This window comes from Paenibacillus sp. P4_E11 (assembly GCF_056401635.1).
Map to the genome: position 1 here is coordinate 231,060 of NZ_JBFUIX010000001.1, position 24,743 is coordinate 255,802.

24 protein-coding genes are annotated in these 24,743 nt (G+C 51.0%); 11 read left to right on the top strand and 13 right to left on the bottom strand.

Annotated features, from left to right (window positions below):
* Window positions 1–212: 212 nt before the first annotated feature.
* Together AC1DWB_RS00890 and AC1DWB_RS00895 are read left to right on the top strand one after the other, a co-directional pair.
* Window positions 213–1,940 (top strand): ABC transporter ATP-binding protein, encoded by a 1,728-nt coding sequence (locus tag AC1DWB_RS00890; protein WP_477539125.1) that lies wholly within the window; start codon window positions 213–215, stop codon window positions 1,938–1,940.
* Window positions 1,933–3,810: an ABC transporter ATP-binding protein gene (locus AC1DWB_RS00895; RefSeq protein WP_477539126.1), complete on the top strand. Its 1,878-nt coding sequence runs from the start codon at window positions 1,933–1,935 to the stop codon at window positions 3,808–3,810. Before AC1DWB_RS00890 ends, AC1DWB_RS00895 begins: the two co-directional genes overlap by 8 nt.
* A gap of 513 nt (window positions 3,811–4,323) precedes the next feature.
* On the opposite strand, the gene AC1DWB_RS00900 is transcribed toward AC1DWB_RS00895, so the two are convergent.
* Window positions 4,324–5,235 carry a helix-turn-helix domain-containing protein gene (locus tag AC1DWB_RS00900; RefSeq protein WP_477539127.1) on the bottom strand — a complete coding sequence of 304 codons (912 nt, stop codon included), beginning with the start codon at window positions 5,233–5,235 and terminating at the stop codon, window positions 4,324–4,326.
* 127 nt (window positions 5,236–5,362) lie between these two features.
* Between AC1DWB_RS00900 and AC1DWB_RS00905 the strand changes: the two genes are divergently transcribed.
* Window positions 5,363–6,439, top strand: coding sequence for a Gfo/Idh/MocA family protein (locus AC1DWB_RS00905; RefSeq protein WP_477539128.1), 1,077 nt, complete (start codon window positions 5,363–5,365; stop codon window positions 6,437–6,439).
* A gap of 104 nt (window positions 6,440–6,543) precedes the next feature.
* Complete coding sequence (locus AC1DWB_RS00910) at window positions 6,544–7,467, top strand: DMT family transporter (protein ID WP_477539129.1); 924 nt, start codon at window positions 6,544–6,546, stop codon at window positions 7,465–7,467.
* A gap of 129 nt (window positions 7,468–7,596) precedes the next feature.
* On the opposite strand, the gene AC1DWB_RS00915 is transcribed toward AC1DWB_RS00910, so the two are convergent.
* The 8 genes from AC1DWB_RS00915 to AC1DWB_RS00950 form a co-directional block, all read right to left on the bottom strand.
* On the bottom strand, window positions 7,597–8,862 hold the full coding sequence (locus tag AC1DWB_RS00915; protein ID WP_477539130.1) for a TolB family protein: 1,266 nt from the start codon (window positions 8,860–8,862) through the stop codon (window positions 7,597–7,599).
* A gap of 137 nt (window positions 8,863–8,999) precedes the next feature.
* The gene (locus tag AC1DWB_RS00920; RefSeq protein WP_477539131.1) at window positions 9,000–9,326 is read right to left on the bottom strand and encodes a winged helix-turn-helix domain-containing protein; all 327 of its coding nucleotides are present in this window, start codon (window positions 9,324–9,326) and stop codon (window positions 9,000–9,002) included.
* Entirely contained in the window at window positions 9,319–9,888 is a 570-nt protein-coding gene (locus AC1DWB_RS00925; RefSeq protein ID WP_477539132.1) for a hypothetical protein, read from the bottom strand. Before AC1DWB_RS00925 ends, AC1DWB_RS00920 begins: the two co-directional genes overlap by 8 nt.
* A 20-nt stretch (window positions 9,889–9,908) precedes the next feature.
* Entirely contained in the window at window positions 9,909–10,655 is a 747-nt protein-coding gene (locus AC1DWB_RS00930) for an ABC transporter permease (RefSeq protein WP_477539133.1), read from the bottom strand.
* Complete coding sequence (locus AC1DWB_RS00935) at window positions 10,652–11,575, bottom strand: ABC transporter ATP-binding protein (RefSeq protein WP_477539134.1); 924 nt, start codon at window positions 11,573–11,575, stop codon at window positions 10,652–10,654. The genes AC1DWB_RS00930 and AC1DWB_RS00935 overlap by 4 nt, the downstream gene beginning before the upstream one ends.
* 85 nt (window positions 11,576–11,660) lie before the next feature.
* The gene (locus AC1DWB_RS00940; protein WP_477539135.1) at window positions 11,661–12,344 is read right to left on the bottom strand and encodes a hypothetical protein; all 684 of its coding nucleotides are present in this window, start codon (window positions 12,342–12,344) and stop codon (window positions 11,661–11,663) included.
* A complete protein-coding gene (locus AC1DWB_RS00945) occupies window positions 12,337–13,218 on the bottom strand; it encodes an ATP-binding cassette domain-containing protein (RefSeq protein WP_477539136.1) in 882 nt (293 codons plus the stop codon). Before AC1DWB_RS00945 ends, AC1DWB_RS00940 begins: the two co-directional genes overlap by 8 nt.
* Before the next feature lie 6 nt (window positions 13,219–13,224).
* On the bottom strand, window positions 13,225–13,596 hold the full coding sequence (locus AC1DWB_RS00950; RefSeq protein ID WP_477539137.1) for a GntR family transcriptional regulator: 372 nt from the start codon (window positions 13,594–13,596) through the stop codon (window positions 13,225–13,227).
* A 347-nt stretch (window positions 13,597–13,943) separates the two neighbouring features.
* Here AC1DWB_RS00950 and AC1DWB_RS00955 point away from each other — a divergent pair, with 347 nt between their 5' ends.
* From AC1DWB_RS00955 to AC1DWB_RS00965, 3 genes are read left to right on the top strand one after another with little or no spacing between them, the layout of a single operon-like run.
* Entirely contained in the window at window positions 13,944–14,837 is an 894-nt protein-coding gene (locus tag AC1DWB_RS00955; protein ID WP_477539138.1) for a response regulator, read from the top strand.
* Window positions 14,838–14,855: 18 nt separating this feature from the next.
* Window positions 14,856–15,281, top strand: a complete 426-nt coding sequence (locus AC1DWB_RS00960) for a methyltransferase domain-containing protein (RefSeq protein WP_477539139.1) — start codon at window positions 14,856–14,858, stop codon at window positions 15,279–15,281.
* Window positions 15,278–15,793, top strand: coding sequence for a Crp/Fnr family transcriptional regulator (locus tag AC1DWB_RS00965; protein WP_477539140.1), 516 nt, complete (start codon window positions 15,278–15,280; stop codon window positions 15,791–15,793). Before AC1DWB_RS00960 ends, AC1DWB_RS00965 begins: the two co-directional genes overlap by 4 nt.
* A 3-nt stretch (window positions 15,794–15,796) precedes the next feature.
* Here AC1DWB_RS00965 and hmpA read toward each other — a convergent pair whose 3' ends face one another.
* Entirely contained in the window at window positions 15,797–17,056 is a 1,260-nt protein-coding gene (hmpA, locus tag AC1DWB_RS00970; RefSeq protein WP_477539141.1) for an NO-inducible flavohemoprotein, read from the bottom strand.
* Between the two features lie 234 nt (window positions 17,057–17,290).
* Here hmpA and AC1DWB_RS00975 point away from each other — a divergent pair, with 234 nt between their 5' ends.
* From AC1DWB_RS00975 to AC1DWB_RS00990, 4 genes are all read left to right on the top strand, one after another.
* Window positions 17,291–18,028, top strand: a complete 738-nt coding sequence (locus AC1DWB_RS00975) for a response regulator transcription factor (RefSeq protein ID WP_477539142.1) — start codon at window positions 17,291–17,293, stop codon at window positions 18,026–18,028.
* Window positions 18,028–18,984, top strand: a complete 957-nt coding sequence (locus AC1DWB_RS00980; RefSeq protein ID WP_477539143.1) for a sensor histidine kinase — start codon at window positions 18,028–18,030, stop codon at window positions 18,982–18,984. The genes AC1DWB_RS00975 and AC1DWB_RS00980 overlap by 1 nt, the downstream gene beginning before the upstream one ends.
* A 78-nt stretch (window positions 18,985–19,062) precedes the next feature.
* Window positions 19,063–19,983 carry an ABC transporter ATP-binding protein gene (locus tag AC1DWB_RS00985; RefSeq protein ID WP_477539144.1) on the top strand — a complete coding sequence of 307 codons (921 nt, stop codon included), beginning with the start codon at window positions 19,063–19,065 and terminating at the stop codon, window positions 19,981–19,983.
* Complete coding sequence (locus tag AC1DWB_RS00990) at window positions 19,976–20,734, top strand: ABC transporter permease (protein ID WP_477539145.1); 759 nt, start codon at window positions 19,976–19,978, stop codon at window positions 20,732–20,734. The genes AC1DWB_RS00985 and AC1DWB_RS00990 overlap by 8 nt, the downstream gene beginning before the upstream one ends.
* Window positions 20,735–20,809: 75 nt before the next feature.
* Here the strand turns inward: AC1DWB_RS00990 and AC1DWB_RS00995 are convergent, their stop codons facing one another.
* The 3 genes from AC1DWB_RS00995 to AC1DWB_RS01005 all read right to left on the bottom strand — a co-directional run.
* Window positions 20,810–22,018: an SGNH/GDSL hydrolase family protein gene (locus AC1DWB_RS00995; protein ID WP_477539146.1), complete on the bottom strand. Its 1,209-nt coding sequence runs from the start codon at window positions 22,016–22,018 to the stop codon at window positions 20,810–20,812.
* 17 nt (window positions 22,019–22,035) lie between these two features.
* Window positions 22,036–24,252, bottom strand: coding sequence for an FAD-dependent oxidoreductase (locus tag AC1DWB_RS01000; RefSeq protein WP_477539147.1), 2,217 nt, complete (start codon window positions 24,250–24,252; stop codon window positions 22,036–22,038).
* 100 nt (window positions 24,253–24,352) lie between these two features.
* Window positions 24,353–24,743: helix-turn-helix transcriptional regulator (locus AC1DWB_RS01005; protein ID WP_477539148.1), on the bottom strand; the 391-nt coding region annotated here is incomplete at its 5' end.

Consider the following 24,743-nt stretch of genomic DNA (forward strand, 5'->3'; position numbering starts at 1 on the left):
GTCAGCATCTATGTGCCGTTTCAAATAGACTCAACTTATAATCTGACTGGTTCATGGGTCAGGTTTTTTGGCGCGTTGAGTCTAATTAGGTGCATAGGACAATGAGTAAGTGCCAAGATTTTTTCCATATTGACCTGAATCCGATATATGTTACCATAATAGATTAACGAGTTTGAATCGGAATCGTATTCCAAGCCTTAGAGGTGAACGTAATGTGGAGACTAAGAACTTATCTATACCCGTACTGGAAATCCAGTTTGTTGGCGCCGCTCTTAATGGTTCTGGAGGTTGCCATGGATTTGCTCCAGCCTCTCTTGATGGCTAGCATTGTGAATGAGGGAATCATGAAGGGCGACCTGCCGCATATACAGCGAACCGGGCTATTGATGATCACAGTCGCCCTAATCGGACTCATCGGAGGAGTGGGCTGTTCGATCTTCGCCAGCATCGCGTCCCAGAGCTTCGGCAAAGACTTGCGAAACGATCTATTCCGCAGAACACAACGGTTCTCCTTCCGCAATCTCGACGAGCTGAAGCCAGGTTCTCTAATAACACGGCTTACGAACGATGTGGTCCAGTTGCAGACGTTCGTCCAGATGATTCTGCGTGCGTTCGTCCGATCTCCTCTGCTATTGATCGGCAGTCTGGTGATGGCCATTGCAATCAGCCTGAAGCTGACGCTCATCCTGGCTATATCCATTCCGCTGCTTATGGTTATTCTATATGTACTTATCCGCGCTTCATTGCCGCTATTCACCAATGTGCAAGCCAAGCTCGACGGCGTGAATACCGTGCTGCAGGAAAATTTGTCCGGCATTCGCGTTGTAAAAGCTTTCGTCCGCGCCGGATACGAACGCAGCCGGTTCGCGCAAGCGAATCATAGCTACACGCAGACCGCCATCAAGGCTGCCCGGGTGATCGCGCTGAACATGCCGCTCATGACGCTCATCCTGAATGTGAGCATCGTCGCCGTGCTCTGGTACGGCGGGCTGCAGCATTGGGACGGCGACTTGGCCGTGGGCAGTCTGATCGCGTTCATCAATTACGTAACGCAACTATTGATGGCCATGCTAGGGCTGAGCAGTATGCTTACGTTCGTATCGCGCGCGAAAGTATCGGCGGACCGCGTCCAGGAAGTATTCGCGAAAGAGCCGGAAATTACCGATGAACCCCATCCTGTAAGCTCTGCTATTCAGGCCGGAGGAATCGAATTCCAGCACGTATCCTACGCCTATGAGGACGATCTCGCCCTTCGCGACATCAGCTTCAAGGTAGCCCCTGGACAGACGCTTGCGATCCTCGGCGCAACAGGGTCCGGGAAGTCCACACTCATTCATCTCATTCCACGGCTGTTCGATGTCACCAGCGGACGCATTCTGATCGACGGGGTCGATGTACGCCAGATGGAGCTTGCCCATCTGCGCAGGGAGATCGGCATGGTGCTGCAGCAAGCCGTTCTGTTCAGCGGCACGATCCGGGACAATATCCGCTTCGGCCATCCATCTGCTACCTTGACTGAGATCGAGGCCGCGGCAATGGCTGCGCAGGCGCACGATTTCATCGTACAACTGCCTGATGGGTATGACACGATACTCGGCCAGAAGGGCGTGAACTTATCCGGGGGGCAGAAGCAGAGGCTCTCGATCGCTAGAACGCTGCTGCTGAACCCGAAGATTCTCATCCTCGACGATAGTACAAGCGCTGTCGATCTGGGTACCGAATCCAGGATTCAGCTGGCGCTGCGGCAACGGATGCAATCCAGCACCAATGTGATCATCGCGCATCGTATCTCATCTGTCATCGACGCCGATCAGATTCTCGTGCTGGACAACGGGAGCATCGCCGCTATGGGCACCCATGAGGAGCTGCTGCGTTCCAGCCCCATCTATAAGGAGATTTACCAATCCCAATGGAATAAGGAGGGAATTCCTCATGTCTGATTCGACCAAGTCTGAGACGACCCGGGGACCAGCCGGACATGGCTCTCCTGGCGGTGCAGGTACGCCTAACTTATTCCCCGGCCACGTAGGTCCAGGGGTTGGCCGTGGTGCACCCGCGCCCAAAGTTCGTCCTAAGAATAYGGGCGCCACATTGAGCAAATTATGGGCGTACTTAAGCCGTCAACGCAAGCAACTCGTTATTGTATACATCTTCACCATTCTAAGCTCACTGATGGCACTAATCGGTCCGTTCCTGATCGGCAAGGCGATCGATGATACGATCATTCCCGGCGATTACGGCGGGCTCCTGCATATTTGCCTGATCCTGCTCGCTATATATGGGCTGGGTGCTCTGCTGACTTGGGTTCAAGTGTACGTCATGACGGGTGTATCCCAACGGACCGTTCAGGCGCTGCGACATGATTTGTTCGACAAGTACCAGGAGCTTCCGCTGCGATTCTTCGATACGAATAGCAACGGGGAGCTGATGAGCCGCACAACGAACGACATCGAGAACGTGTCCAACTCGCTCAATCAGAGCGTAACCCAGCTGCTGACGAGTATCATCACGCTCGCAGGTTCGCTTCTGATTATGATCCTGCTCCATATTCCGCTCACACTCGTGGCGTTGATCAGCATTCCCTTAGTTTTGTTCGCCACGAAGCATATTACAAGGCTTAGTCGCAACTATTTCAAAGGCCAGCAACAGCACTTGGGTGAGTTGAACGGATTCATAGAAGAAACGATCAGCGGGCAAAAGGTCGTCAGCTTGTTCCGCCAGGAGGATGAGAAGGTTGCACAGTTCCAAGGCATCAACGAGCGGTTGAATCGCGTCGCCATTAAGGCGCAGATCGTCTCTGGCTTGGTCGGACCCGTGATGAACGTAGTGAACAACCTGAGCTTCGCCCTGATCGCCGCCATTGGCGGATGGATGGTATTCCGCGATTGGACCACGGTAGGTGTCGTCGTCAGCTTCCTGACGTATTCTAGGCAGTTCAGCCGTCCGATCAGTGACTTGGCGAATCAATACAACTTGATCCAGGCTGCTATTGCGGGAGCCGAGCGCGTGTTCGACGTGTTGGAGCTTCGTTCGGAATACGCAGAGGACCGGGACACGATCGCATGTCCCCAGCTACGAGGAGAGGTCGTCTTCGATCACGTTTCCTTCGCCTATCAGCGAGAGGCTCCGATCTTGACCGATGTCTCCTTCACGGCAGCACCGGGCAGCAAGATTGCCTTGGTAGGACCGACGGGAGCCGGCAAGACAACGATCGTCAATTTGCTTACGCGGTATTACGACATTGACGGAGGTTCGATTACCATCGACGGGTTGGATATCCGCAATCTGGATAAGAACAGCCTGCGCCATAAACTCGGCATGGTGCTGCAAGATGCGCATGTGTTCTCCGGTACGATCCGAGAGAACATCCGGTTCGGCCGCCTGGATGCCACAGACGCGGAAGTAGAGACGGCTGCCAAGCTCGCGAACGCAGATTCCTTCATCACCCGGCTGCCGCAGGGTTATGACACGCCGCTCCGCATGGAGGGCGGTAACCTGAGTCACGGTCAGCGCCAGCTTCTGACGATTGCTAGAGCGATATTAGCCGATCCGTCCATCCTCATCCTCGATGAAGCGACGAGCAGCATCGATACCCGCACGGAGATGCACATTCAAGAGGCGATGAACACACTGATGAAGGGCCGCACCAGCTTCGTTATCGCACATCGGCTTAGTACCATTCAGGACGCAGACATGATTCTGGTTATGAATGGAGGCAGGGTGATCGAGCGAGGTACACATCAGGAACTGCTGAGTGCGCGCGGCTTCTACTATGACCTGTATAGCAGCCAGTTCCAACGCGTAGTCTAGTATTCAGCTGTAATGAAGCAGGGTGCCTTCATGCGAATCATTCGCTGAAAGCACCCTGCTTTGTTCTGCCGTTCACTTGGATCCGTTAGTCGTATTGTAGCGGTCCATTCGGATGACTGACACCGATGATGTGTGCGGTCGTTCAGATAGTAGTGACTGTCTCCTACTATCCTTGCTCGACGTCTCTCTCTTTTTGCACCGCTATCGCAATCTCTTTCAGTTACGGACCGTACTTCCGTTATTTTCGAATTTGAAGGTTGCTAGGGAGCCTTACGGACACACGATCCGCTATTCGAGCTTATTCGCATCCTTTCACCCCGATTTCCTGCCATTAGCGGATCTGTAGTCCGTAACCATCCCGTTACAGCAAAAAATCCGCAAATAGCGGATCCTATGTCCGCAACCTACAACCCGAACATACATGAGTGCGGCACCCCTGCGCATCAAAGCACATGAGCATTATATTCACACATCCACACATTCAGCCAAGGCCAATACTATTATCCAACCAGCTCAAGACCGCTGCTCCGGCTTGCTACGCCCCGACCTGGCCTTAACCGAACGGGCATATTCAGTCGGCGTCATATCGGTCACGCGCTTGAACTGCCTGGAGAAATAATGAACTCCGCTGTAACCTAGCTGCTCCGCAATCTCCGTGAAGTTGAACTCCTCCTCGCGCATCAGCAGCTTGGCCCGCTCGATCTTGAGCTTGTTGTAATACTCCATCACGCCTACGCCGGTTTTGGCCCGGAATTTCGTCTTGAGCGCGGTCCGTCCCATAGAGAATCGGCTGCAAAAGTGCTCCAGTGCCAATTCCTGCGTCAAATGCTCGTTCATGAACGCAATCATCTGGGTTATCAATTCACTGTCCTTATTCTCCGCGCCCACCGTCGGCGGTCGGTCCGGCCGAACCGGTACGCCTTTACGAATCAAGCGAATGAGCAAGATCTCCAAATAGTTCTTGATCAGATGCTCGCACCCAAACGGCGCATCCTCCCGTCTTCGCGGGTAACGGATAAGTGGCGAATCAATAGGCGGATTGAACGCCTCCAGCCCTTCCCGCACCAACTGCGATAAGATCATGCGCTCACTCTCCTCCAACCGGAACGACTTGCCCTCGAAGAAATCCATGCACGGCGCAGTACACTCGAACGAAATGATGATCAAGTTGAGCGCCCCGCCATTCCTCGAATGCCCGCTATGGAATTCATTCGGCTTGTAGAACACAATATCGCCCTGGGACAGCTCGAACCGATTGGAGTCGGTGAATACATTGACTTCCCCTTTGTCGACATACACGAATTCCCAGAAATCGTGCTTCTCGCCGCGGGTGTAGAACTGCTTGCTCGTTTCCATATAATAGAACGTTATAATTTTCTCAATCGACATTTCTACCAGTAAAGGGTATTTCTCATAAATTTTCATTCGCCACGACCTATCCCTCGACCAAAAATGCAAAACGTGCGACCAGAAGGGCAAAGCCAGTCGGTCCCGGTAAGCTTATTATAATAGGTAGCGAGAACGAAATACAGGTCTGGGAGGATGAAGTAGAATGGAGAAAATTAGATTAGGGATTATCGGGTGCGGCGGCATGGCCGGTTCCCATGCGAACGGGTTTCTGGAACTGGCTGATCAGATGACCGTGACCGCCACGTGCGATATCGACTTGGAACGAGCGCAGAAAGCAGCAGCCATAGTTCATGCTGATCTTGCCGTTACCGACTACCGTGAATTGTTGAGCCACGTTGACGCCGTATTGATCGCCCTGCCGCACGACCTTCATTTCGAGGTGGGCATGACTTGCCTGAAGGCAGGCAAGCACGTATTGATGGAGAAGCCGATGTGCAACACCGAGCAGGAATGCCTGGAGCTGATCGCAACGGCCGAGCGGGAATCCCGCGTACTGATGACCGCTTACCCCGTCCGCTTCTGGCCGGTCATTCAGAAGATGAAGGAACTGATCGACGCCAAGACCTATGGCGAAGTATTCCAGATGTCCATCTGGACGGAGCAATTCACGAAGTATACACCCGGTCATTGGGCGGAATCCGCCAAGCGGCTCGGCGGCGGCCAGTTCTTCAGCCACGGCTGCCACTATGTAGACTTGCTGCTATGGTTCCTCGGCAAACCGGTCAAGGGCACTCATATGGGCACGAACCTCACCACCCCATGGATGGAGCAAGAAGGGACAAGCAATGTGACCTTCGAATTCGAAGGCGGTAAGCTGGCTTACCACTTCGGCACGTGGGGAGCTCGCGGTTCCAGACTCGGCTACAGCATCCACATTCACTGCTCCGAAGGCATGCTCGAGTACAACCGTGCAGAAGGCAAGCTGTACCTGCATTCCCATATCAAAAAGGAGAAGGCGAATATGGACACCTCCTCCAAGATGCAAGTGTTGTTCGAGGAAACCGATGCCGGCAAGCAAACGCAGTTCGAAACGCTGCATTTCCTCGAATGCATCCGCACAGGGGCTCAACCTATGACCGACGGACCAACCAGTCTTCAAGGACTACGCGTCATCTGGCGTCTGTACGAAGCCGAGAAAGCCAATACGGTCGCTGATTTATCCGGTCTCGGACTGGAAGATGACTGGAAATCTCCAGCTGCTGCTGGTACACTGGTATAGTCTTCATCACCCACGGAGTTTACCCTTATACAAAAGCAAAAGCCGCAGACATCCTGCGGCTTTTGTTGCACTTGTAGAAATGTAGGAAGGTGGTTGATCCCCGAATGAAACCGAACAAGCTCTGGACGACCACCAATCCCTATGTGCTGATGCCCCTGCTGTTGCTGATGTGGGGTTCTTTTGCCGCGACGAACAAGTTGATATTGGTCCGGATGGACAGCTATAACGTCTTGTTCTTCATGTATGGTCTAGCCTTTGTCGCGTTCAGCGTCATTCTGATCGTCAAGGCAACCGTAAGGGAGCTATTCTCCTGGAGGGCACAAGATTATGTCTTGTTGGTTGCTTGCGGCATTCTAGCATTCTTGTACGACTTCTTGTACATCCAGGCGCTGGAGGTGCTGCCTGCAGTGGAGGCCTCGATGCTGAACTACTTGTTCCCCCTATTCATCGTCCTGTTCGCTATTCCCCTGCACAAGGAACGATTGACGTTAGGCAAGGTGCTCTCCATGGGCCTAGGGTTCTCAGGCACCCTCTTGCTGGTCACGAAGGGCAATTGGGCGAACCTCAGCTTCACCAACCTCAAGGGCGATCTGATGGCGATTGCGGCTGCCGTCTGTTGGGGGCTGTTCACCAACCTGGTCAAAATGAACAAGAAGGACATGCTGCTCAGCAACAGCCTCATTACGGCGACCGCGTTCATTCTCTCGATAGGAGCACTGTTTGCCTTCTCCACCTATCGCGCGCCCCATGTCCCTGATTTCCTGAGTGTGTTGTGGCTCAGCATGGGCAATATCGTGCTAGGATTCTTCCTATACTTCCGCGCGTTGAAATATGCCTCTGCCTCTCTGGTCGCCACCTTTACCTTCTTCACGCCCTTCGTTACCTTAATCATGATCGTGATCCTGGTTGGGGAGAAGGTGTCATTGATCGATCTGGTTGCCTTCCTGCTGATCTTCCTCAGCGTTCCTGTACAGGGGTTACGACTGAAGCGGAAGCTTGCGGTTGCTTATACCCATACTCCGGAATAGCTTGCCACCTTCGACGCAGCTCGTGAGGCATACTTCGGCTTGCGATCTCGTGTGAAAATCCCCTTCTTGTTCCCCTGTACCCGAATAACGGGCTTAATCCCTGGTCGAGGAGAAGCCCGTTACATACAGCTACTTGTAAATTTGCAGCACCGCGCTCCAATTCCACTGCTCGTAATAGTTCGCGCCGAGGTCGATGTTCGGAATCCACAGTCGTTCGTGGCGACCGTTCGTATCAGCGAGCATGACTTGAGCCATTTGCCGATTGGAGCGAACCCAGGCCAGCTGATGTGCAGGCAGTACCGTTGGCTGGTAATCTCCATGCGCATCCGATGGGGACGTGATCGATTGTGTCCGTTCTTTCTTTAGCTCCACGTCGACTAGTGAAGGAAACGGACGGATCGCTGGACCATCATCGGCCGGTTTCGCTTCTCGCGCTCTGGAAACGACTATGTGATGCAACCCTTGCCAAGCTAAGCCCTGATCGACATAACCTGCAGGAATGAAAGCGGCCGGCTTCCCCTTAGGAATCTCGACGACCTTCAGTTGCTTGTTCGAACCCGCTTCCCTGCCTATACCTCCGATATAAGCCAACTTATGGCCAACGCCCGCCCATTCGAACCACTGGTCATTGTGGACCATCTCGTCGAGCTTGCGGAATGTGGCCCCGTCGGCGGAAAGGATGCACAACGTATTACTGTCCGCCGACAACGAAGCCGTCGGGGTAGCGAGGAACGCAATCCAGCGACCGTCCGCCGACCACTTGAATATGCTCGTCCCTACGGCCAAGAATTCATCCGTTGGCTTCGGCAGCACGTACAGCGTCTTGCCCGGTAACGGCTCGCCTGCGGCGGTCAGCGGAATCTGGACGATACTCACTGGCGTCCAGCCGGTATCGGGCAGCAGCTTGGCCGCCGAGGAAGCCAGCAGTCCACTACCGTCTGGCAGCCAAGAATAGTTGCCGATCCCCTTAGCTATCTCCACATGCTTGTCCGGCTGCTGTGGGTCAGCCCAGAATAGTTGCTGCTCTGTCTGGAAGGCGAGGCGGTTCATGTCCGGCGCCCATTGGAAGTTCGCCCAACTCCCGCCCTTCGGGGAGACAATGCGGCTCGCCCCTGTGGGAACATGCAGCACCCACAGCTCCTGCTCATTCTCTCCCTTGGTATACGCGATCCATTGACCGTCCTTGGACCACTTCGGATGACGAATATAGTCGCCCTGCGTCATTTGCTTCTCCGTGTCCCCGGATTGGATCCACAAGTCTCCGCCACGTATGAATACGGCTTTCAGCTCGGCTCCGCGCTCTGCCGCCTCAGCTCTGGCACCGCCTAACCCAGATAAGATCAGAGCCATCATTACCCCGACCCACAAACCTTTTGATCGTACACGCATGTGCATACACGGCCGCCCCCTCTAGCTGATCTCTGATTAGATTCCCCCTTACGGTTTCCAATTGTTGTTAGGATGATGCCAACTTTCTTCAATTCGAATTAGCCCCATGCAAAAAAACCAAGAGTCTCCTCCTGGCTGATCGGCTATTCTTTATTTCTCTGCGTAGCCGCTTGGGCCATGCGTATAATTCGCTCTAGCCCAGCGATGTACTGCTGAAACATCTCCGTCCCGAGACTCGTGGAAGTACAGGTGGTCTTGGGACGCTTACCAACAAATGATTTGCTCACTTCGATGTAGCCCGCCTCTTCCAGCACCCGGATGTGGTTGCCCAGGTTGCCCTCAGTCAGTTGGAGCTCATTCCGCAAGAACCCGAAGTCGCACTCGCCATGCACCGCCAACAAGCTCATAATCCCTAGGCGCGCCTTGGCATGAATGGCATCGTCGATAGCATCCAGTATGTTCTCACCCATGTCTGCTCCTCCGTCGCTGCAGGAACCAGCCCGTGAGCAACATGCTTCCACCGCCCAGCAACCCTAAGGCCAGGAATTGATAATCCAGGAAGAACAGCTTGATCAAGACGGACAGCACAATGAACCAGATGCCGAGAATGACGGGTCCCTTGCCGACCAACGGCCCCATGGATGCGTAAGCGATCCCGATCAGGTTAAGCCAGAACAACGACACATATTCCATCTTAACCACACCCGTAAGAGTCATGAAAGAACCAGACAGCATCACGATCAAGAACGGAAGCCAGAACATCCATCCCATCGAGCCGCCCTCTTGCTTCGCAGCGCCCCGGGATTGCCGCATGCCGACTAGGGCGGATAGGGCGCTTCCGATGATGGAAGCGATGCCCCAGTACCACATCGGCCATACCGTATGATTGAACTGCATGCCGATGAACCCGACCATCATATAAGTCCCCCAGATGAACAGAAACGGAGGTGATTGATCCAGCTTTTGCTGATTTCTTGCCATCAATTGTTTGATAAACTCGATATCCTGCAAAGCTGCATCGTTCTTATTCAACTCAACCACACCTTCAACTTTTATTTTTCCCAACGGAAGAGCAAGAAGGCAAGCACCCAGCTTACTACCGCGAACCCGCCCATGGCAACAAGCTCTACGCCGAACCCGGACAACGCCTGACCTTGCCATACACCCTGTGCGAGCTTCACGAAATGGGTCATCGGCAGCCAACTGCTGATCTTCTGCATAAATGCAGGTAATACCTCCACAGGCATGCTGATACCGGACAGGAATATCATCGGGAAGAACACCACCATCGCCAGTCCGCTAGCTGCCCCCGCCGATCTCGTCAACCCTGACATGGCGAACCCTAGACTGAAGAAGCTAATGCAGCCGAACACCAAGCAACCGAACAGTGTCAACAATGCCGTAAAGGTAATGTTAATATCCCACACTAGCTTGGCTACCACAATAATCTCAACTGCCCCGGCGAGGATCAGAAATAGGCCCTGCATGGAATGGGAGGCTAGCACCGCTGATGCGCGAATGGGACTTACCCGGTATCTTCTCAGAATACCATTTTCCCGCTGGGTAAGCATGTTAATGTTCAAAGTAAATACCGAAACCGAGATGACGTTCATCGCACATAAGGCGGGGACGTACACATCGATGTATCGGGTGCCGGGAAGATCACCGGGCTGGCTGCCGAACATCGACCCGAAGATGACCAGCATCAGGATCGGGTAGATCAGCATCCAGAATATGGTTAACCAGTCGCGCAAGTACAAGCGGAAGTCAAACGCTATTAATCTCACATAGGCATTCATATAGCAGCCCTTCTCTCATCAGAAGTCAATTCGTTGAACACATCGTTCATCGACGCATCTTCCAGCCTTAGCCCACTGACCGTCCATTCTTCCTCCGCCGCTAGGTGAAACAGCTGCTTCAAGGTCTGGTCCATGTCTGTCGTATGGAGTCGGATAACGTCGGCTTCCCATTCAACATCCACAACATGTGACAGTCGAGCAAACGTTTCTTTCTCGGTAACGCCGATATTGCTGAAGCTGATTCTTCTCGTGCCGCCCAGCCTGGAAACCAAGTTGCGCGGCGTATCGAGCGCGATAAGCCGGCCGCTGCTGATTATAGCGACACGATCGCATAAGTTCTCGGCTTCCTCCATGTAGTGCGTAGTCACAATGATGGTGCGTCCATCATTTCTTAGACGGTGAATGATGTTCCACATCTCCTGGCGCGCAGTAGGATCAAGTCCCATACTAGGCTCGTCGAGGAAGACGATCTCCGGGTCGTTGATCAAGGCCAGTGCCAAGGAGACTCGCTGCTTCCAACCGCCGGACAACGACTTGATATAGTCATTCTGCTTATCCTCTAGCCCAAGGAATCGGGTCACTTCCTGCACGTTGATCGATTTCTTGTAGACGGAAGAGAACAAGCTGAACACTTCTTTCACTTTAGCTCGATCCGGAATGGAGGTGGACTGTAAGAGAACACCGATCCGCTGCTTGATCTCCTCCCCGTGCTTGCGCACATCTTGACCCAACACGAGCAGCTCCCCGCTGTCAGCGGATCGCAATCCTTCCATCATCTCGATCAGCGTCGTCTTACCCGCCCCGTTCGGCCCGACAATACCGAATATTTCCCCTTTCTCAATACGCATCGTAATATGATCCACGGCCACCTTCGCGCCATATCGCTTCACCAATTGATTCGTCTCAATGACAGATTGCATGTCATCAGCCTCCATACTCATTTAGATTACTCTGTAATTCAGAGTAATCTAAAATACTTTTATAGTCAACAAAAAAAAGAGAAGGTTAGAACCCTCTCTTCTTCGTGAATAGCCAACCTCCCAGCAAAAAGAGGCAAGCCAAGGCGATATTCAAGGCAACACCCTGACCCAAGTGGTCGTTAAAAAGTAGCTGTATGAATCCATCCGCCACATGGTGGCGCAGCGATGCTATAGATGTACCGATAGGAATCGCGGCGATTAGCAACACCCAAGCTACCCAGCCCAGCACATGCCGCAGCCCGGAGAACAGGAAATGCAGGAGCGACATAAGCAGCAAGCTTGCCGCCAGAAGATACAAGAAACTGCCGAAGTAACCGAATTGATCCCAGTGGAACACTTCCAGAATGTTGAGCGTTCCTACGAACGAGCGGATAACTTGCTCCTCGAAGGGAAGCCACATCACATTGAAGAGTGACAATCCAACCGCCCACAGACCATAGAAGCTCAGCGCCCCCAAGTAGTAATCCGTTCGAGTAGCGCCCAGATTCATTAACTTGCGATACGAGACGAGCGGAATTACAATCGCCATGAAGATCAAAGCTATAATCAGCATATTCGCAGGTGAGACGATGGTGTTATCCTGCTCTGCTACGAAAAGCCCGACAATACCGTTCACTAACAAGGAAATAAAGGTCGCCCCTACAATGCAGAGCAAGTAAATGCGCAAAACGATATAATGGACTTTCAATTGAGCCTTCAGCTTAACCATTGCGCTCGCCTCCCTCCACCAGATAAGCGAAGAACTTCTGCAGAGGCAGCTCGTCAATCGTGATGCCTAACCGGCCTGCCTCCTGCTTCTCCTTGTCGTCGATTGTATCGAATACCGCTGCCAGGGCCCCGCTGCTTCCATACGATTCGCGGTATAGGACGCGCTTCTCTCTTGTGAACGAATCGAGATTGGATGCGGCTCCTCTTAGCAAGAAAGAGCGTGTGCGCAAACTGTCAACCTCTTCAAGCATCAGGATACTGCCGGAATCCATGATGTATACCTTCTCCACAACCGGGGCGATCTCATCGATCAGGTGTGTCGACAATAAAATCGTCCGCGGGCATTCAGCGTAGTCTTCCATCAGCATTCTATAGAATCGTTCACGCATCAGTACATCAAGACCAAGCACCGGTTCATCATATAAGGTGAGCGGCGCGCGACTGGCCATCCCGATGATGTTACCTACAAGCGACTCCATCCCCCTGGAGAGCTGACGTATTTTCTTGGAAGCGTTCAGGTTGAACGTCTTGAGCAAATCCTTGGCATAGTCCCAATCCCAATTCGGGTGGAACGCCGACGCGATCTCGAGCATTTCAATGACACGAGCGCCTCCGAGAAAAAAGTTCTTCTCTCTCACGTAACACAAGCCTTCTGGTGTTTCTCCCGGCTTCAACTTCTTTCCAGCAATCTCGATTGAGCCATAGCTAGCGAACGTCCCACCGCTCAGCATATTCAGCAGCGTCGTCTTCCCAGCGCCGTTACGGCCAAGCAGCCCGTAGATCACGCCTTCCTCCAGCTTCAGATCGACATTCCGCACCGCTTCCGCTTTTCCATAATTTTTAGTTAACCCCGTACATTCAATAACCGGTTGCACCGTCCATCAACTCCTTTTACTCTGATCTCGAATGAGCTGGATAATGTCTTCTTCCGTCAGCCGCAGCTTAGCAGCTTCGTCCAGCAATTTAATCACATAGTCTTGACTGAACCGCTCACGTCTCTTCTTCATGATGCCTTCCTTCGCCCCTGTTGCCACAAACATGCCGAGCCCTCTCTTCTTGTACAAAATCCCTTCGGTCACCAGCAGATTGATTCCCTTCACCGCCGTAGCCGGATTTATCTGAAACGTCCTCGTGAATTGACTTACCGAGATGACCTGATCCTCCTCTTGATAAGTTCCATTCAGAATGTCGTCTTCGATTATTTCGGCCACTTGCTGGAAGATCGGCTGCCCTTCGTCAAAGCTCGCCTTCATACGATCCTCCTCTAATTGCTGTCATGCAAGGTTATGAAATTAAGTGTTATGGTGTGTTAGTCATGTAACATACTATAATACCCGAAGTAACGATTGTCAACTATGGCTGAAAAAAGAATCAGCACCACAGCCGTAGAAAACATGCAGTCGATGTCGAAAAGGTATTTTGAAATATTTATCAAGAACCGCATTGACACTCGTGCAACTCGAGGGTGTACGATACTATTAGAGGCTGTCGATTCATTGTTGATTGAGCCGTCTTTTTCACTCTCCACTCCTATGTAGTGTCCACAATGAAACGACATCCTCAACTGGATCAGTAGAGGAAATATTACGAGGAGGGAACTATGTATTCCATTGGTGAAATTTCTAAAATCGTTAACATTTCCGTAGACGCCTTGAGGTATTACGATCAAATCTCTCTGTTAAAGCCACATCATATTGATGATAAAAGTCGTTACAGGTATTACTCCGAAGATCAAGTACGTGACTTGTTGTTCATTTTGGAAATGAAAGAATATGGATTCAGTCTGGACGCGATCCGAGAACTACTACTAAGCGATAATCCAGCCCGAATCGAAGGCGCCTTAAGAAGCAGGTCTCATGAGCTTCAATTGGAACAAGATAAAACTTTGAAAATTATTCAACATTTGAACCGAAGACTCCAACAATTTAATCGGGAAGGTGAATTCAATATGTCCAAGCGTACCGTCCTTATCGTGGATGACGCTCCCTTCATGAGGCTTATGCTAAATGATATTTTGGATAATCACGGCTACACGGTAGTAGGAGAAGCTGCTACCGGGGAAGAAGGTATTATAAAGTTTCAAGAGTTGAACCCTGACATCGTTATTATGGACATTCATATGCCAGGGGGGCTAGACGGTATCCAAGCGACCAAGCGAATTACTGAGATCAACAACCAAGCCAAGGTGTTATTTTGTTCCGCCAGAGGACAGATAGCCCAGGTTTTATTAGGCATCCAGTGCGGAGCTCAAGCGTTTGTTGTCAAACCTTTTCAATCCAAAAATTTGTTAGATTCATTATCCGACTTGATTGAAAACAAATGGTACCACCGTCAAGATTTAGTTTCTCGATGGTTGTCCGACGATACTATAACTTCCAATTTTACGGAGGAGCCGGTGGGCCAAGAAGTCATTCATGACCTACTGCATATATGCTCCTCTGACAAGGATACATCCGACATGGACTTATTGGAGTTGTTAGCTAACATCGGATAATTAAAGTTGGAGTTCTATTTGGAATTCTTAGTAGAACGAGTCTGGAAAATACATACGCCTGTTCGTGTAGTAGATTTTGGCTGTGGGATTGGTTTCTTAGGTGCACTGCTACTGCCTATACTCCCGATAGGAAGTACTTACACGGGGATCAATAAAGGGGCCCGCTTGATCGGAGAAGCAAAGTCTTTATTTGCTGACTCTGGGTATAACACCACTTTTATAGAAGCCGACTTGATTGACCTGGTACCTGAAGAAAAGTATGATATGGCCATATGCCAATGCGTGCGCGCTTTGATCCATCGTGGACTTTCGGAACAAGAGGCCGTATGTGTTGTCGAGTGCGAACTGCAAATCTCCAATTACATGGAAACAAATGGAGATCAGACATACGTGGTAGAGGCTACCTGTATGCTGATCTCCTATGGCTTAAGGAGGCTGCTATGAAGCTGCATAAGGGCGAAACGCTGTTCCGCCAAGGAGAATCGGGCCCGCTGTACCATCTCAGAAGCGGCCTGTTGAAGATCGTTCGAGTACATCAAGACGGATCCCTGATCTTGGTCAATATTATCGTGCCTGATGAAATCATACCGCATCATTCGCTCATCAGCCCGAATCCGTATTACGGTACGGCTGTCGCGCTTATTACGTGCGAGATTGACGTCCTGTCCGAAGGGCAGTGGTACAAGGATCTGGAGAGCAATCCGGAACGCTGCCGCTCTATCGCCCTACTGTTGCAGGAGAAGCTCCGCATGATGCAACAGCGGATCGATCAACTGACGGAGAGCTCGCCTGCCATGAAACTTAGTAAGCTTCAAACCTGGTTCCAATCGTATATCGCACCGGCCTCGCTAACGGATGTGCTCACTCAGGACGAGATCGGTCAATTGATCGGCCTCCGCCGCGAGACGATCAATCGCCTGTTGCGCAGCCAAGCCAACTTGAAGAATTCCACCTAATCCTTAACGTTGTCCGACAGCTGCTGTCGGCTTAGCCGGTGCAGGATCGTCCAAGCTTCCGGCCGGTCCGAAGAACTCATAATGAATATCGGCCTCCGGCACTCCCCATTCCTTCAAGATGCGGTTCACAGCACTCATGAACGGAACGGGACCGCAGAAGTAGAAGCTCGCCTCGTTCGTAGCGACTACTTGTCGCAGCCAAGCCAAGTCGATATAACCTTCCTTATGATAAGCCTTCAACGCCCGATCACGGTCTGTGGGCTTTTCATAGCACCACCCCACAGACACCTGCGGATTCTGGACCGCTAGTTGCTCCACTTGCTCCTTCAGCGCATGGACATCTCCATTCTGCGCGGCATGCAGGAACTTAACCGGACGGTTCGGATTGCGCTCAACCAACGATTCCAGCATGCTGAGCATCGGCGTTATTCCGACTCCACCGCTTATCAGAACGACCGGCCTTGTGTCGCTCAGGTCCAACGTGAACACACCCGCAGGCGCGGAAACCCAGAGTATATCCCCTTGCTCGACCCGCTCATGCAGATGCACGGACACCTTCCCTGCTGGCCGATCCTGCATCACATCCTCCCGCTTAACGGAGATGCGATAGTACGGTTTGCCTGACGCGCTCGACAGGCTGTATTGCCGGATATGCGTATTAGGCTCTCCAGGAATATCCAGTTTCAGGCTGATATACTGACCGGGCTCGAACGCCGCGATCGCTCCCCCATCCTGCGGTACCATATAGAAAGACGTGATGACGTCACTTTCTTGGACCTTCCGCTCCACCCGAAAGGCTCTGAATCCTGACCAACCACCGCTCTGCTGTTCGGATTGTTCATATAGCTCAGCCTCCACGCCGATGAAGGCATCCGCAATGACGCCGTAGGCCTCGGCCCATGCTTGTATAATCTCATCTGTAGCAGCATCGCCTAGTACATCCTTGATCGCGGCGAGCAACGTGCTGCCCACAATCGGATAATGCTCCGGCTGGATACCCAGACTGCGATGCTTGTGCCCGATCTGTCGGACCACCGGAAGAATCTTATCCAGCTTGTCGATATGCTGTGCAGCCGCATAGACCGCATTGGCCAATGCCGTTTGTTGTCTGCCCTGCTTCTGATTGGCGTGGTTGAATATATTCAGCAGCTCCGGATGGTTGGTGAACAGCATCTGATAGAACCGTTTCGTAATCTCAGTTCCGTGGATCTCCAAAACCGGTATCGTAGATTGAATCACTTGAATCGTTGTTTGACTTAGCATGATTGACTCCTCACTTTCGTATGCTTGGCATGAACCCAGTATACGAAGGAAGAGGACTTGCCTGTGTGATTATGATCACAGCAATAAGTAACGATATGTGAAGACTCGTAGTACAGCCACCATCCCCCAGCAAGGGAACGACATGCCGGGAACCTGCAACTCCTGATTCTCATAAACTGCAACCATATGCTACTATGAATAAAACTACCTTTTCTCAGCTGGAGGTAGATGTTTATGACGAAATCTTTAGGAGCGGGGGTGAGCACGATCGCTTCAACTATTCTCATTGTCGAAGATGACCGGGCGATTCACGAAATGATGGTCACTTATTTGCAGCAAGAAGGCTACGAAACAACATCTGCCTACACAGGAGAAGAGGCACTTAACCGTATCAGACAGTCCCCTCCTCAACTGCTTATCCTGGATCTGATGCTTCCTGGGGTTGACGGTTATGAAGTCCTTCGCCGCGTACGTGAATCCCACAACATCCCTGTGCTGATCCTGTCTGCGAAAGGGGAAGAAGTGGACAAGATTATTGGACTCGGACTCGGGGCGGACGATTATGTTACGAAACCGTTCGGACTGGGAGAACTGTCCGCGAGAGTGAAGGCTATGCTCCGTCGGTACTTCTACTTCAACCCCAATCCGCAAGACCATGCTTCATCCGTGCTGACCCATGGCGAGCTGGCGATCAACCTGCATACATATGAAGTTACTTCCCGGATCGGCAAGACGATGCTGACTGCCAAAGAGTTCGATATTCTCAAGCTATTCCTGTACCATCCTTCCCGCGTGTTCACGAAATCCCAAATTTTCCAGGCCGTGTGGAAAGAAGATCATCTGTCCGATGAGAATACCGTCATGGTCCATATCCGCCGCCTTCGGACGAAGATCGAGCCGGACCCGTCCAATCCGGAATATATCCAAACCGTGTGGGGCATCGGCTACAAGCTCGGGGAGGCGACGGGCTAATGTCGATGTACGTGGCAGCCTTACTCCTATTGCTTGCTGTGAGCAGCCTTCTTGTATACCGACACTTGCATCTGAAGCGGCAATTAACGTTAGTGACCGCCCGCATTGAAGAGATCCGAGGCGGCGACATCAATCAGAGAGTACGGCTCCCTCATTCCATGTCCTCCTTGAACGAGCTTGGCGGCAGCATGAACCGGCTCATCGACGATTTCCAGCGAAGCACGGAGAAGATCAACTTATTAGAACGCGAACGCAAGAACATGATCGCCCATCTCTCTCACGATTTGCGAACCCCATTGACTGCGATACTGGGGTATGTAGAAGTGATGCAGCGGGATCCATCCTTGACGGAAGACACTCGACAACATTATTTTCGCATCATAACGTCTAAGGGGAATAAGCTGGAGGCTCTGATCCGGGATTTCTTCGAGCTGTCCAAGCTGGAAGCTGATCCAGGACCGCTGGAAGCGGAGAGGCTGAATATAGTCGAGGCCGTGCAAGAGGCGGCCCTCTCCTTCTACCACCAATTCCAGCTCGCCCAGCTCACTCCGCAGCTTCAATTTCCTGAACAACCCGTGTTCGTCTGGGGACACCGACACAGTATTGAGCGAATCATGAATAATCTGCTAACCAACTCCCTTCGATACGGGGCAGACGGCGGCATCATTGGCATTCAGGTGCGGGGAGCGGAAGATCGTGTGTGGATCGAAGTATGGGATCGTGGGCCGGGGATTGCGGAGACGGATTTGCCGCATATTTTCGAACGTCTGTATACGGGTAAAGCATCCCGAAACGCCGTACAGCAAGGCAACGGACTAGGTCTGACGATTGTTAAGAAACTGGTCGAGAAGCAGCGGGGCGACATTCATGTAAGCAGCATCCCTCATGAGCAAACGATATTCTCCTATTGGCTGCCCCGAGCAACGAGGACCCCAAGCGACTTAAGAAAAATGTAAGAAACCGTTCAATGGGCTGTAAGTTGTGCTATGTATAATAAAACCAACCAGAACGAATCATCAGGAGGTTGGAGACACGTGGACTATATTTTGAAGACAAGCGGCCTTACCAAGACGTACAAATCGCATACCGTGGTTGACGGGGTCAGCATTTCCTTGAAAAAAGGAGAAATCTATGGCTTTCTCGGTCAGAATGGAGCCGGCAAAACAACGACGATCCGCATGATTATGGGCCTAATCCAGCCCACATCCGGGCACATCGAGTTGTTCGGGCAGAACGTGGAGACTAACCGCAAAGCAGCGTTCGAACGCATCGGTTCAATGATTGAAATCCCCGGCTTCTATCCGAATCTGACAGCCGCCGAGAACTTGGACATTCACCGGCGCATGATGGGCATGGGGAATAAGGATAGCATCGAACAATCGTTGGACCAAGCGGGCTTGCTGGATGCCCGCAACAAGAGAGTGAAGAGCTTCTCGCTCGGGATGAAGCAACGTCTCGGCATAGCCCGTTCCCTGCTGCATCATCCGGAGCTGCTTATTCTCGATGAGCCTACGAACGGCTTGGACCCCGCCGGAATCAAGGAAGTGCGTCAATTGATTATTGAATTGGCCTCGAAGCGTAATATTGCGGTTCTCGTATCGAGTCACATCTTAAGCGAAATCCAGCAGATGGCTACGATACTCGGCATTATTCATAACGGGAAATTGGTTGAGGAGATTGAACAGCAGACGTTGCAGATGAAGAATAGACATTGTGTAGCGTTCAAGGTAAGCAATGATCGCGAAGCGGTCATGCTGCTGGAGCAGAAGCTGGGCATCCACGACTACTCCGTGCCCGAACCGGGTATGGTCCGAGTGTTCGAGCAGTTATCGGAATCAGCGCAGATTAATCGAATGCTTGTCAATAACGGCATCGATGTGGCAGAGATCACGATGCTCCGCGAAACGCTGGAAGATTACTTCCTAAGCTTAACAGGGGGTGATCTGAGTGCTTAACGTTCTCTACGCCGAGTTGTTAAAATTAAAACGGAGCAAGATCATCTGGCTCGTTATCATCGGTGCTCTATTGCCTGCCCTGATAGCCACATTCGGAGATTTCCTCAACATGCAATGGCGGGACCTGCTTATCAACAATATGTTATTCCTCAATGTGATGGTAGGGCCGTTGATCCTGTCCCTGCTCGCAGGGTTTATTGTAGTCCGCGAATACAGTGACAATACCGTCAATCAATTATTCGTCTATCCGCATCGCCGCATTACGATTCTGATGGGCAAGACGCTTGTCATCCTGCTGCTGACTGTTGCAATATTCGCACTGAATTATGGCGCCATTCTATTGTCGGGTAGCTTGTTAAGCAATCAACCGCTACCAGACGACATGCTGGGGAGATACACGGAGGCTTACCTCTGGCTGATCGTGCTGCAAGCTCTGCTCATCCCGATTACGATGACAGCCGGGATCGTAGGCAAGAGCTTCATTCCTCCGATCGTACTGGGGATTGTCGCCATCCTGATCAACATGATAGCGATCAGCGGAGTGGAGGACAATATTCATTCGCGAGTTACACTTGTCAGCTATATCCCGTTCGGCTCCATCATCGTCCATATGCTGGATATTGTGAAAATGAACGTCGACAGAGATATCGTCCGCATTCATGCCTTGTACCCGCAAGTAGCTGTCTTTGTCTTATTTCTCCTCTTCAATATGCTCTACTACACCAAGTCCGAAGTGCATAGCGGCTCTTAAATCAGCAAAGCAATAAGCTTAGTCCCCAAGTGACTGAGCTTATTGCTTTTATGAACAAAGACGATTGTCTACCCATTATAACGGCGGCTGCACCAGCAACAATTTCCCTATCTGAATCACCGTTTGCTTGTACCAATCCGGATGCTGCCGAACATGCTCCATGCTTCGTTCATTGCCATTTGCCTCGAACACTGCCGCTTTGTCTGTATGCTCAGCATCGATTTCGAAGCGAACTGTATGCTTCCCATTCGGAAGCTCCGGCAAGAAAACATACTGATTCCGATTATGATCATTGTATAGTGTGAATCGATCGACGAGGAAAGGTTCTCCGCCATCCACCGTCACCTTCAGTCTGCCGGAATCGGGTCCCCCGATATCGAACAGTCCCAAGCGAGTACCTACGAACTGCACCGTAATAGCCTCCCCCGGATCGACCGCTCGCCATATGCCGGGAAACAACCAATTGTACTGGCGGACCAAATCTGAATCTTCGGGAGTAATATAGGACCACCCTGCCGAAAAATGGGCAAAGTCATCCAGCGGCAGCATAGCGGCGTACTCCCAAGGATTGGCTGGGACCAAAGGGTCGCGAGGCAAGTTATGTTCAACCCTTCCCAATCGATCTCGAAGTTCGCGAATCGTCTCAACCGACCGGGTGATCGTATCCGTGTAAATCCGGTGTCCTTCTGGAATTGTCGGATGTATCGAATCACGCGTAAAAATAACGGCTCCGGAAACGGACTCGTCTGCCCCTGAGGTAAAAATGAGCTTTCCCTCCGACACCAAATGACTGACCGCTATGCCCAGATGAATCGAAGGAATACCGTAATAGTCGGCCACATCCTCCTGCATAAGAGCTCCCTTCTGGTATTCCCCGGACTGAAATCCGACCACATCCCGCTCCTTCACCGTATAAACAAAAAGGATATCGGTAAACCGGCTCCGCTTACGGATTTGACGGACGATTCCTTCGATTCGCGCCTTGGACTCGGGCACTCCACCGTCGTTACCGACAAATTCCACAAATACCAAATCCGGCTGATGCCGCAGCACGTCCGTCTCCACACGGGCGCAGCCCAAATCCGATCCAGTTCCGTCAATGCCTGCATTCACACAGCGGATATCCGCCTTGGGATATTGCTCGCGAAGCCATTCCGCCGTCATTACCCGGTATCCTTCAGAACGAGTATTACTACCGCCTAAGTAGACTATTGTCACCGTGTCCCCATTTTCCAACTTATGCATTACATTTGGAAGGCCTTCCCGAGGAAATAATTCCTTCATCGCCACTTCACCTAACCTCACTTATCTTTTATAGGAGCGTACAATTTCACAGCAAACACTTCAAAATAAGGCGAACCGTAAGTCGCACAGAAATCAAACCGTATTCGGGTTACGCCTCTCGCATCCACCTTATGTTTATTCAATGTGAGATAATTCCCACGGATCTTAATTTCCCTCTCGGTTCCGTCTTCTAAGGATAAGGTCACGTCATAATCTTGAATAAGGAGCTCGATCGGATCGTCGAAATGCTCCAAATCTAGCTGGGAATTAAAAACAAGATGGATTTCCTCTAGGTTCTTGGGTTTGGCAAAAGTGAATTCCAACCATTCTTGTCCTTCCGTACGTTCGGAAATCCACCCGTTTGGCAGGCCGTAAGGCCTGGAGTAGCCATTTATAACATTCAGGGGATCATACATATTTTGTGATGGCTGCAAGTCTTTAAAGCAAATATTCTTATTGAATTTCTTCAGCTTGGATGGCTCTTCCGGCCTATAATGGAAACTGACCGGTCCTGTGATTTTCTCTTCATTGCCGTACACGGCAAGGCTCGCATTGCCCTCTAATACGATGTAAATTTTATCGTCAGCAGGTTTCTTGCAGCCCAAGTCCAACGTAATCCAGTCGTCATGACCGGCTGCAATCTGTACGCTGTAGCCTTTCAACTCGTAGACGGGAATATAGTTTTCCTTCCGTTCCCCGCCAAACAGCTTCACAAGCAGAGTTTCCGAATGCTCGGAAGTATTTTTTATTTTGATCCGTACGCTTTCCGCAGCGGATGTATGAATCGGCAAGACCAAACATAACCCTTTCTCCAAAGGAATCGCTTCGGTTGGATGATGATTGGCATAGCTGCGCTGAGACGAAGCACGAATGCTTAACCCCTCAACGAAGTAAGGGTCCATTTCCTCTCGAAGTCCTACAATCGTTTGTCCATCTCGAAGCAACAGCGCTTGCAGCTCCCCCATATGAGCTTGTACGATCGCGGCCGGGTCCGCACCGTATTTATAGCATAGCGAAGCAGCCGTCCCAACCGCCTGTCCCATACAACCGCAGGTTGCCATTACTCTTGTAGATCCGAACGCGACATGGGTAGCACTAATATTGCGGCCTGCGAACATGAGATTGGGAATGTTCTTCGAATACAAACTGCGGAATGGAATGTTGTACAAGCCAGGGACGAAATTCCATGCCGTAGCCGGTCCCTCATCGTAAATGCCCTTAGCGGCATGTAAGTCCATGTACCATCCCCCGACGGACACGGCATCTTCGAAATGTGGCTTTGCCGTGAGATCGTTCTGAGACAACATATGATCCCCAATAAACCGCCTCGATTCCCGTTTCCCCGGAATCGGACATACGTAATCCAAGATGAGCGTATCCACATCATCAAATTCGCCGCTGTTTTTAATATAATCCCAAATCCCGTAAACCAATTTTCGCAGCTCCAATGCGATGTCTTCATTGTTGTGGATGACATCCAGATGCCCGCCGTATTCCAGCCACCACAATCCGCCAAGTCCGTTGATTTTTCTAGGAAAAGCTCGATGGTTCAAGCCTTTTCGGATACTTTTGAAAAAGCCCAACTTCGTAATATCATACGCAAAGCCAGGCCTCTTGTACGGTACGGGGTATCCTACGTCACGGGCTTGGAAAAGGATCGTGTCTCCCATGGTATAATGGTCCGCCGCTTCAGGAGCCAAGTCTTCCTTGTATTCATGCTTCGCTTCTCTCCCCCGTCTGAAGAGAGCCCCTGCCTGATAGCCGACAACCCCGTCTCCGGAACAATCAATGTAGGTTGGGCTTTCAAAACGGAATTTTCTTTCGGAAGCCAATTGAAGGCCATCCACCCATTTGATTCTGCCGTTCTCYATTCCCGTTTCATGCACGCATGTATTCAGAAACAGAGATATGTTAGGCTCACCATAGACCATATCCAACAAGACCGTATCCGAAATCGAAAGCATAAGCTTCTTGTTATATAACGGATTATAGTGGAAAATCTTCAGCTTGAGCTCTTCCACCAACCCGCCCTCACGCGCATAATAGGATGGACTGTTTCCGAGATAGGCGGACCCGTTGATATGAACCCTGACCTCGCTGCTGGCATTCCCTCCAAGAACCGGCCGATCATTAATAAGTGCAACTTGCAACCCTTGCCGTGCGGCAGCCATGGCGGCACATAGCCCGGCAATACCTCCACCTACGACGGTTACATCCGTTTTTATAAGCTCCATTTGGATAACCTCCATGATTAGATACACTCATCATGGTAGTCCTTTTTATTGCCGCTTTTTTACATGATTTCGAGAAAAATTCATACATTTTTTTGGAACTTCATTTCAATTCATACCGTGTCATTTTTATTCGATATTGTTTTGGAGTAGTCCCCGTATATTCTTTAAATAGTTTACAGAAGTAACCCTCATTTACAATTCCTACTTCTTCGCACAATTCCAATAATGAATAATCCTGCACATTTAACATTTCAAGAGACATTTGAATTTTTTTCCGATTGATGTAGCTGATAACTCCTTCGTTCATTGTTTTTTTAAATAGGCTGCTGAAATACGATGGAGCTAAATTCACATCTTCAGCAATGGCCTCCAACGTTAAACGCTGCTTCAGATTTTGCTCTATAAACCGTATGGCTCTCATGATTTCTGCACGATGCAACAATTTACCAGCCTGTAAATATTCGAATGTGAAGTCGCAAATATACGTAAGC

What these genes read in the sequence shown, in the direction of transcription:
- AC1DWB_RS00915 (WP_477539130.1), bottom strand. Translation starts at nt 8,862, where the DNA reads ATGCACATGCGTGTACGATCAAAAGGTTTGTGGGTCGGGGTAATGATG.
- AC1DWB_RS00965 (WP_477539140.1), top strand. Translation starts at nt 15,278, where the DNA reads ATGAAGCTGCATAAGGGCGAAACGCTGTTCCGCCAAGGAGAATCGGGC.
- AC1DWB_RS00920 (WP_477539131.1), bottom strand. Translation starts at nt 9,326, where the DNA reads ATGGGTGAGAACATACTGGATGCTATCGACGATGCCATTCATGCCAAG.
- AC1DWB_RS00940 (WP_477539135.1), bottom strand. Translation starts at nt 12,344, where the DNA reads ATGGTTAAGCTGAAGGCTCAATTGAAAGTCCATTATATCGTTTTGCGC.
- AC1DWB_RS00905 (WP_477539128.1), top strand. Translation starts at nt 5,363, where the DNA reads ATGGAGAAAATTAGATTAGGGATTATCGGGTGCGGCGGCATGGCCGGT.
- AC1DWB_RS00980 (WP_477539143.1), top strand. Translation starts at nt 18,028, where the DNA reads ATGTCGATGTACGTGGCAGCCTTACTCCTATTGCTTGCTGTGAGCAGC.
- AC1DWB_RS00975 (WP_477539142.1), top strand. Translation starts at nt 17,291, where the DNA reads ATGACGAAATCTTTAGGAGCGGGGGTGAGCACGATCGCTTCAACTATT.
- AC1DWB_RS00950 (WP_477539137.1), bottom strand. Translation starts at nt 13,596, where the DNA reads ATGAAGGCGAGCTTTGACGAAGGGCAGCCGATCTTCCAGCAAGTGGCC.
- AC1DWB_RS00930 (WP_477539133.1), bottom strand. Translation starts at nt 10,655, where the DNA reads ATGAATGCCTATGTGAGATTAATAGCGTTTGACTTCCGCTTGTACTTG.
- AC1DWB_RS00890 (WP_477539125.1), top strand. Translation starts at nt 213, where the DNA reads ATGTGGAGACTAAGAACTTATCTATACCCGTACTGGAAATCCAGTTTG.
- AC1DWB_RS00900 (WP_477539127.1), bottom strand. Translation starts at nt 5,235, where the DNA reads ATGAAAATTTATGAGAAATACCCTTTACTGGTAGAAATGTCGATTGAG.
- AC1DWB_RS00995 (WP_477539146.1), bottom strand. Translation starts at nt 22,018, where the DNA reads ATGAAGGAATTATTTCCTCGGGAAGGCCTTCCAAATGTAATGCATAAG.
- AC1DWB_RS00935 (WP_477539134.1), bottom strand. Translation starts at nt 11,575, where the DNA reads ATGCAATCTGTCATTGAGACGAATCAATTGGTGAAGCGATATGGCGCG.
- hmpA (WP_477539141.1), bottom strand. Translation starts at nt 17,056, where the DNA reads ATGCTAAGTCAAACAACGATTCAAGTGATTCAATCTACGATACCGGTT.
- AC1DWB_RS00955 (WP_477539138.1), top strand. Translation starts at nt 13,944, where the DNA reads ATGTATTCCATTGGTGAAATTTCTAAAATCGTTAACATTTCCGTAGAC.
- AC1DWB_RS00910 (WP_477539129.1), top strand. Translation starts at nt 6,544, where the DNA reads ATGAAACCGAACAAGCTCTGGACGACCACCAATCCCTATGTGCTGATG.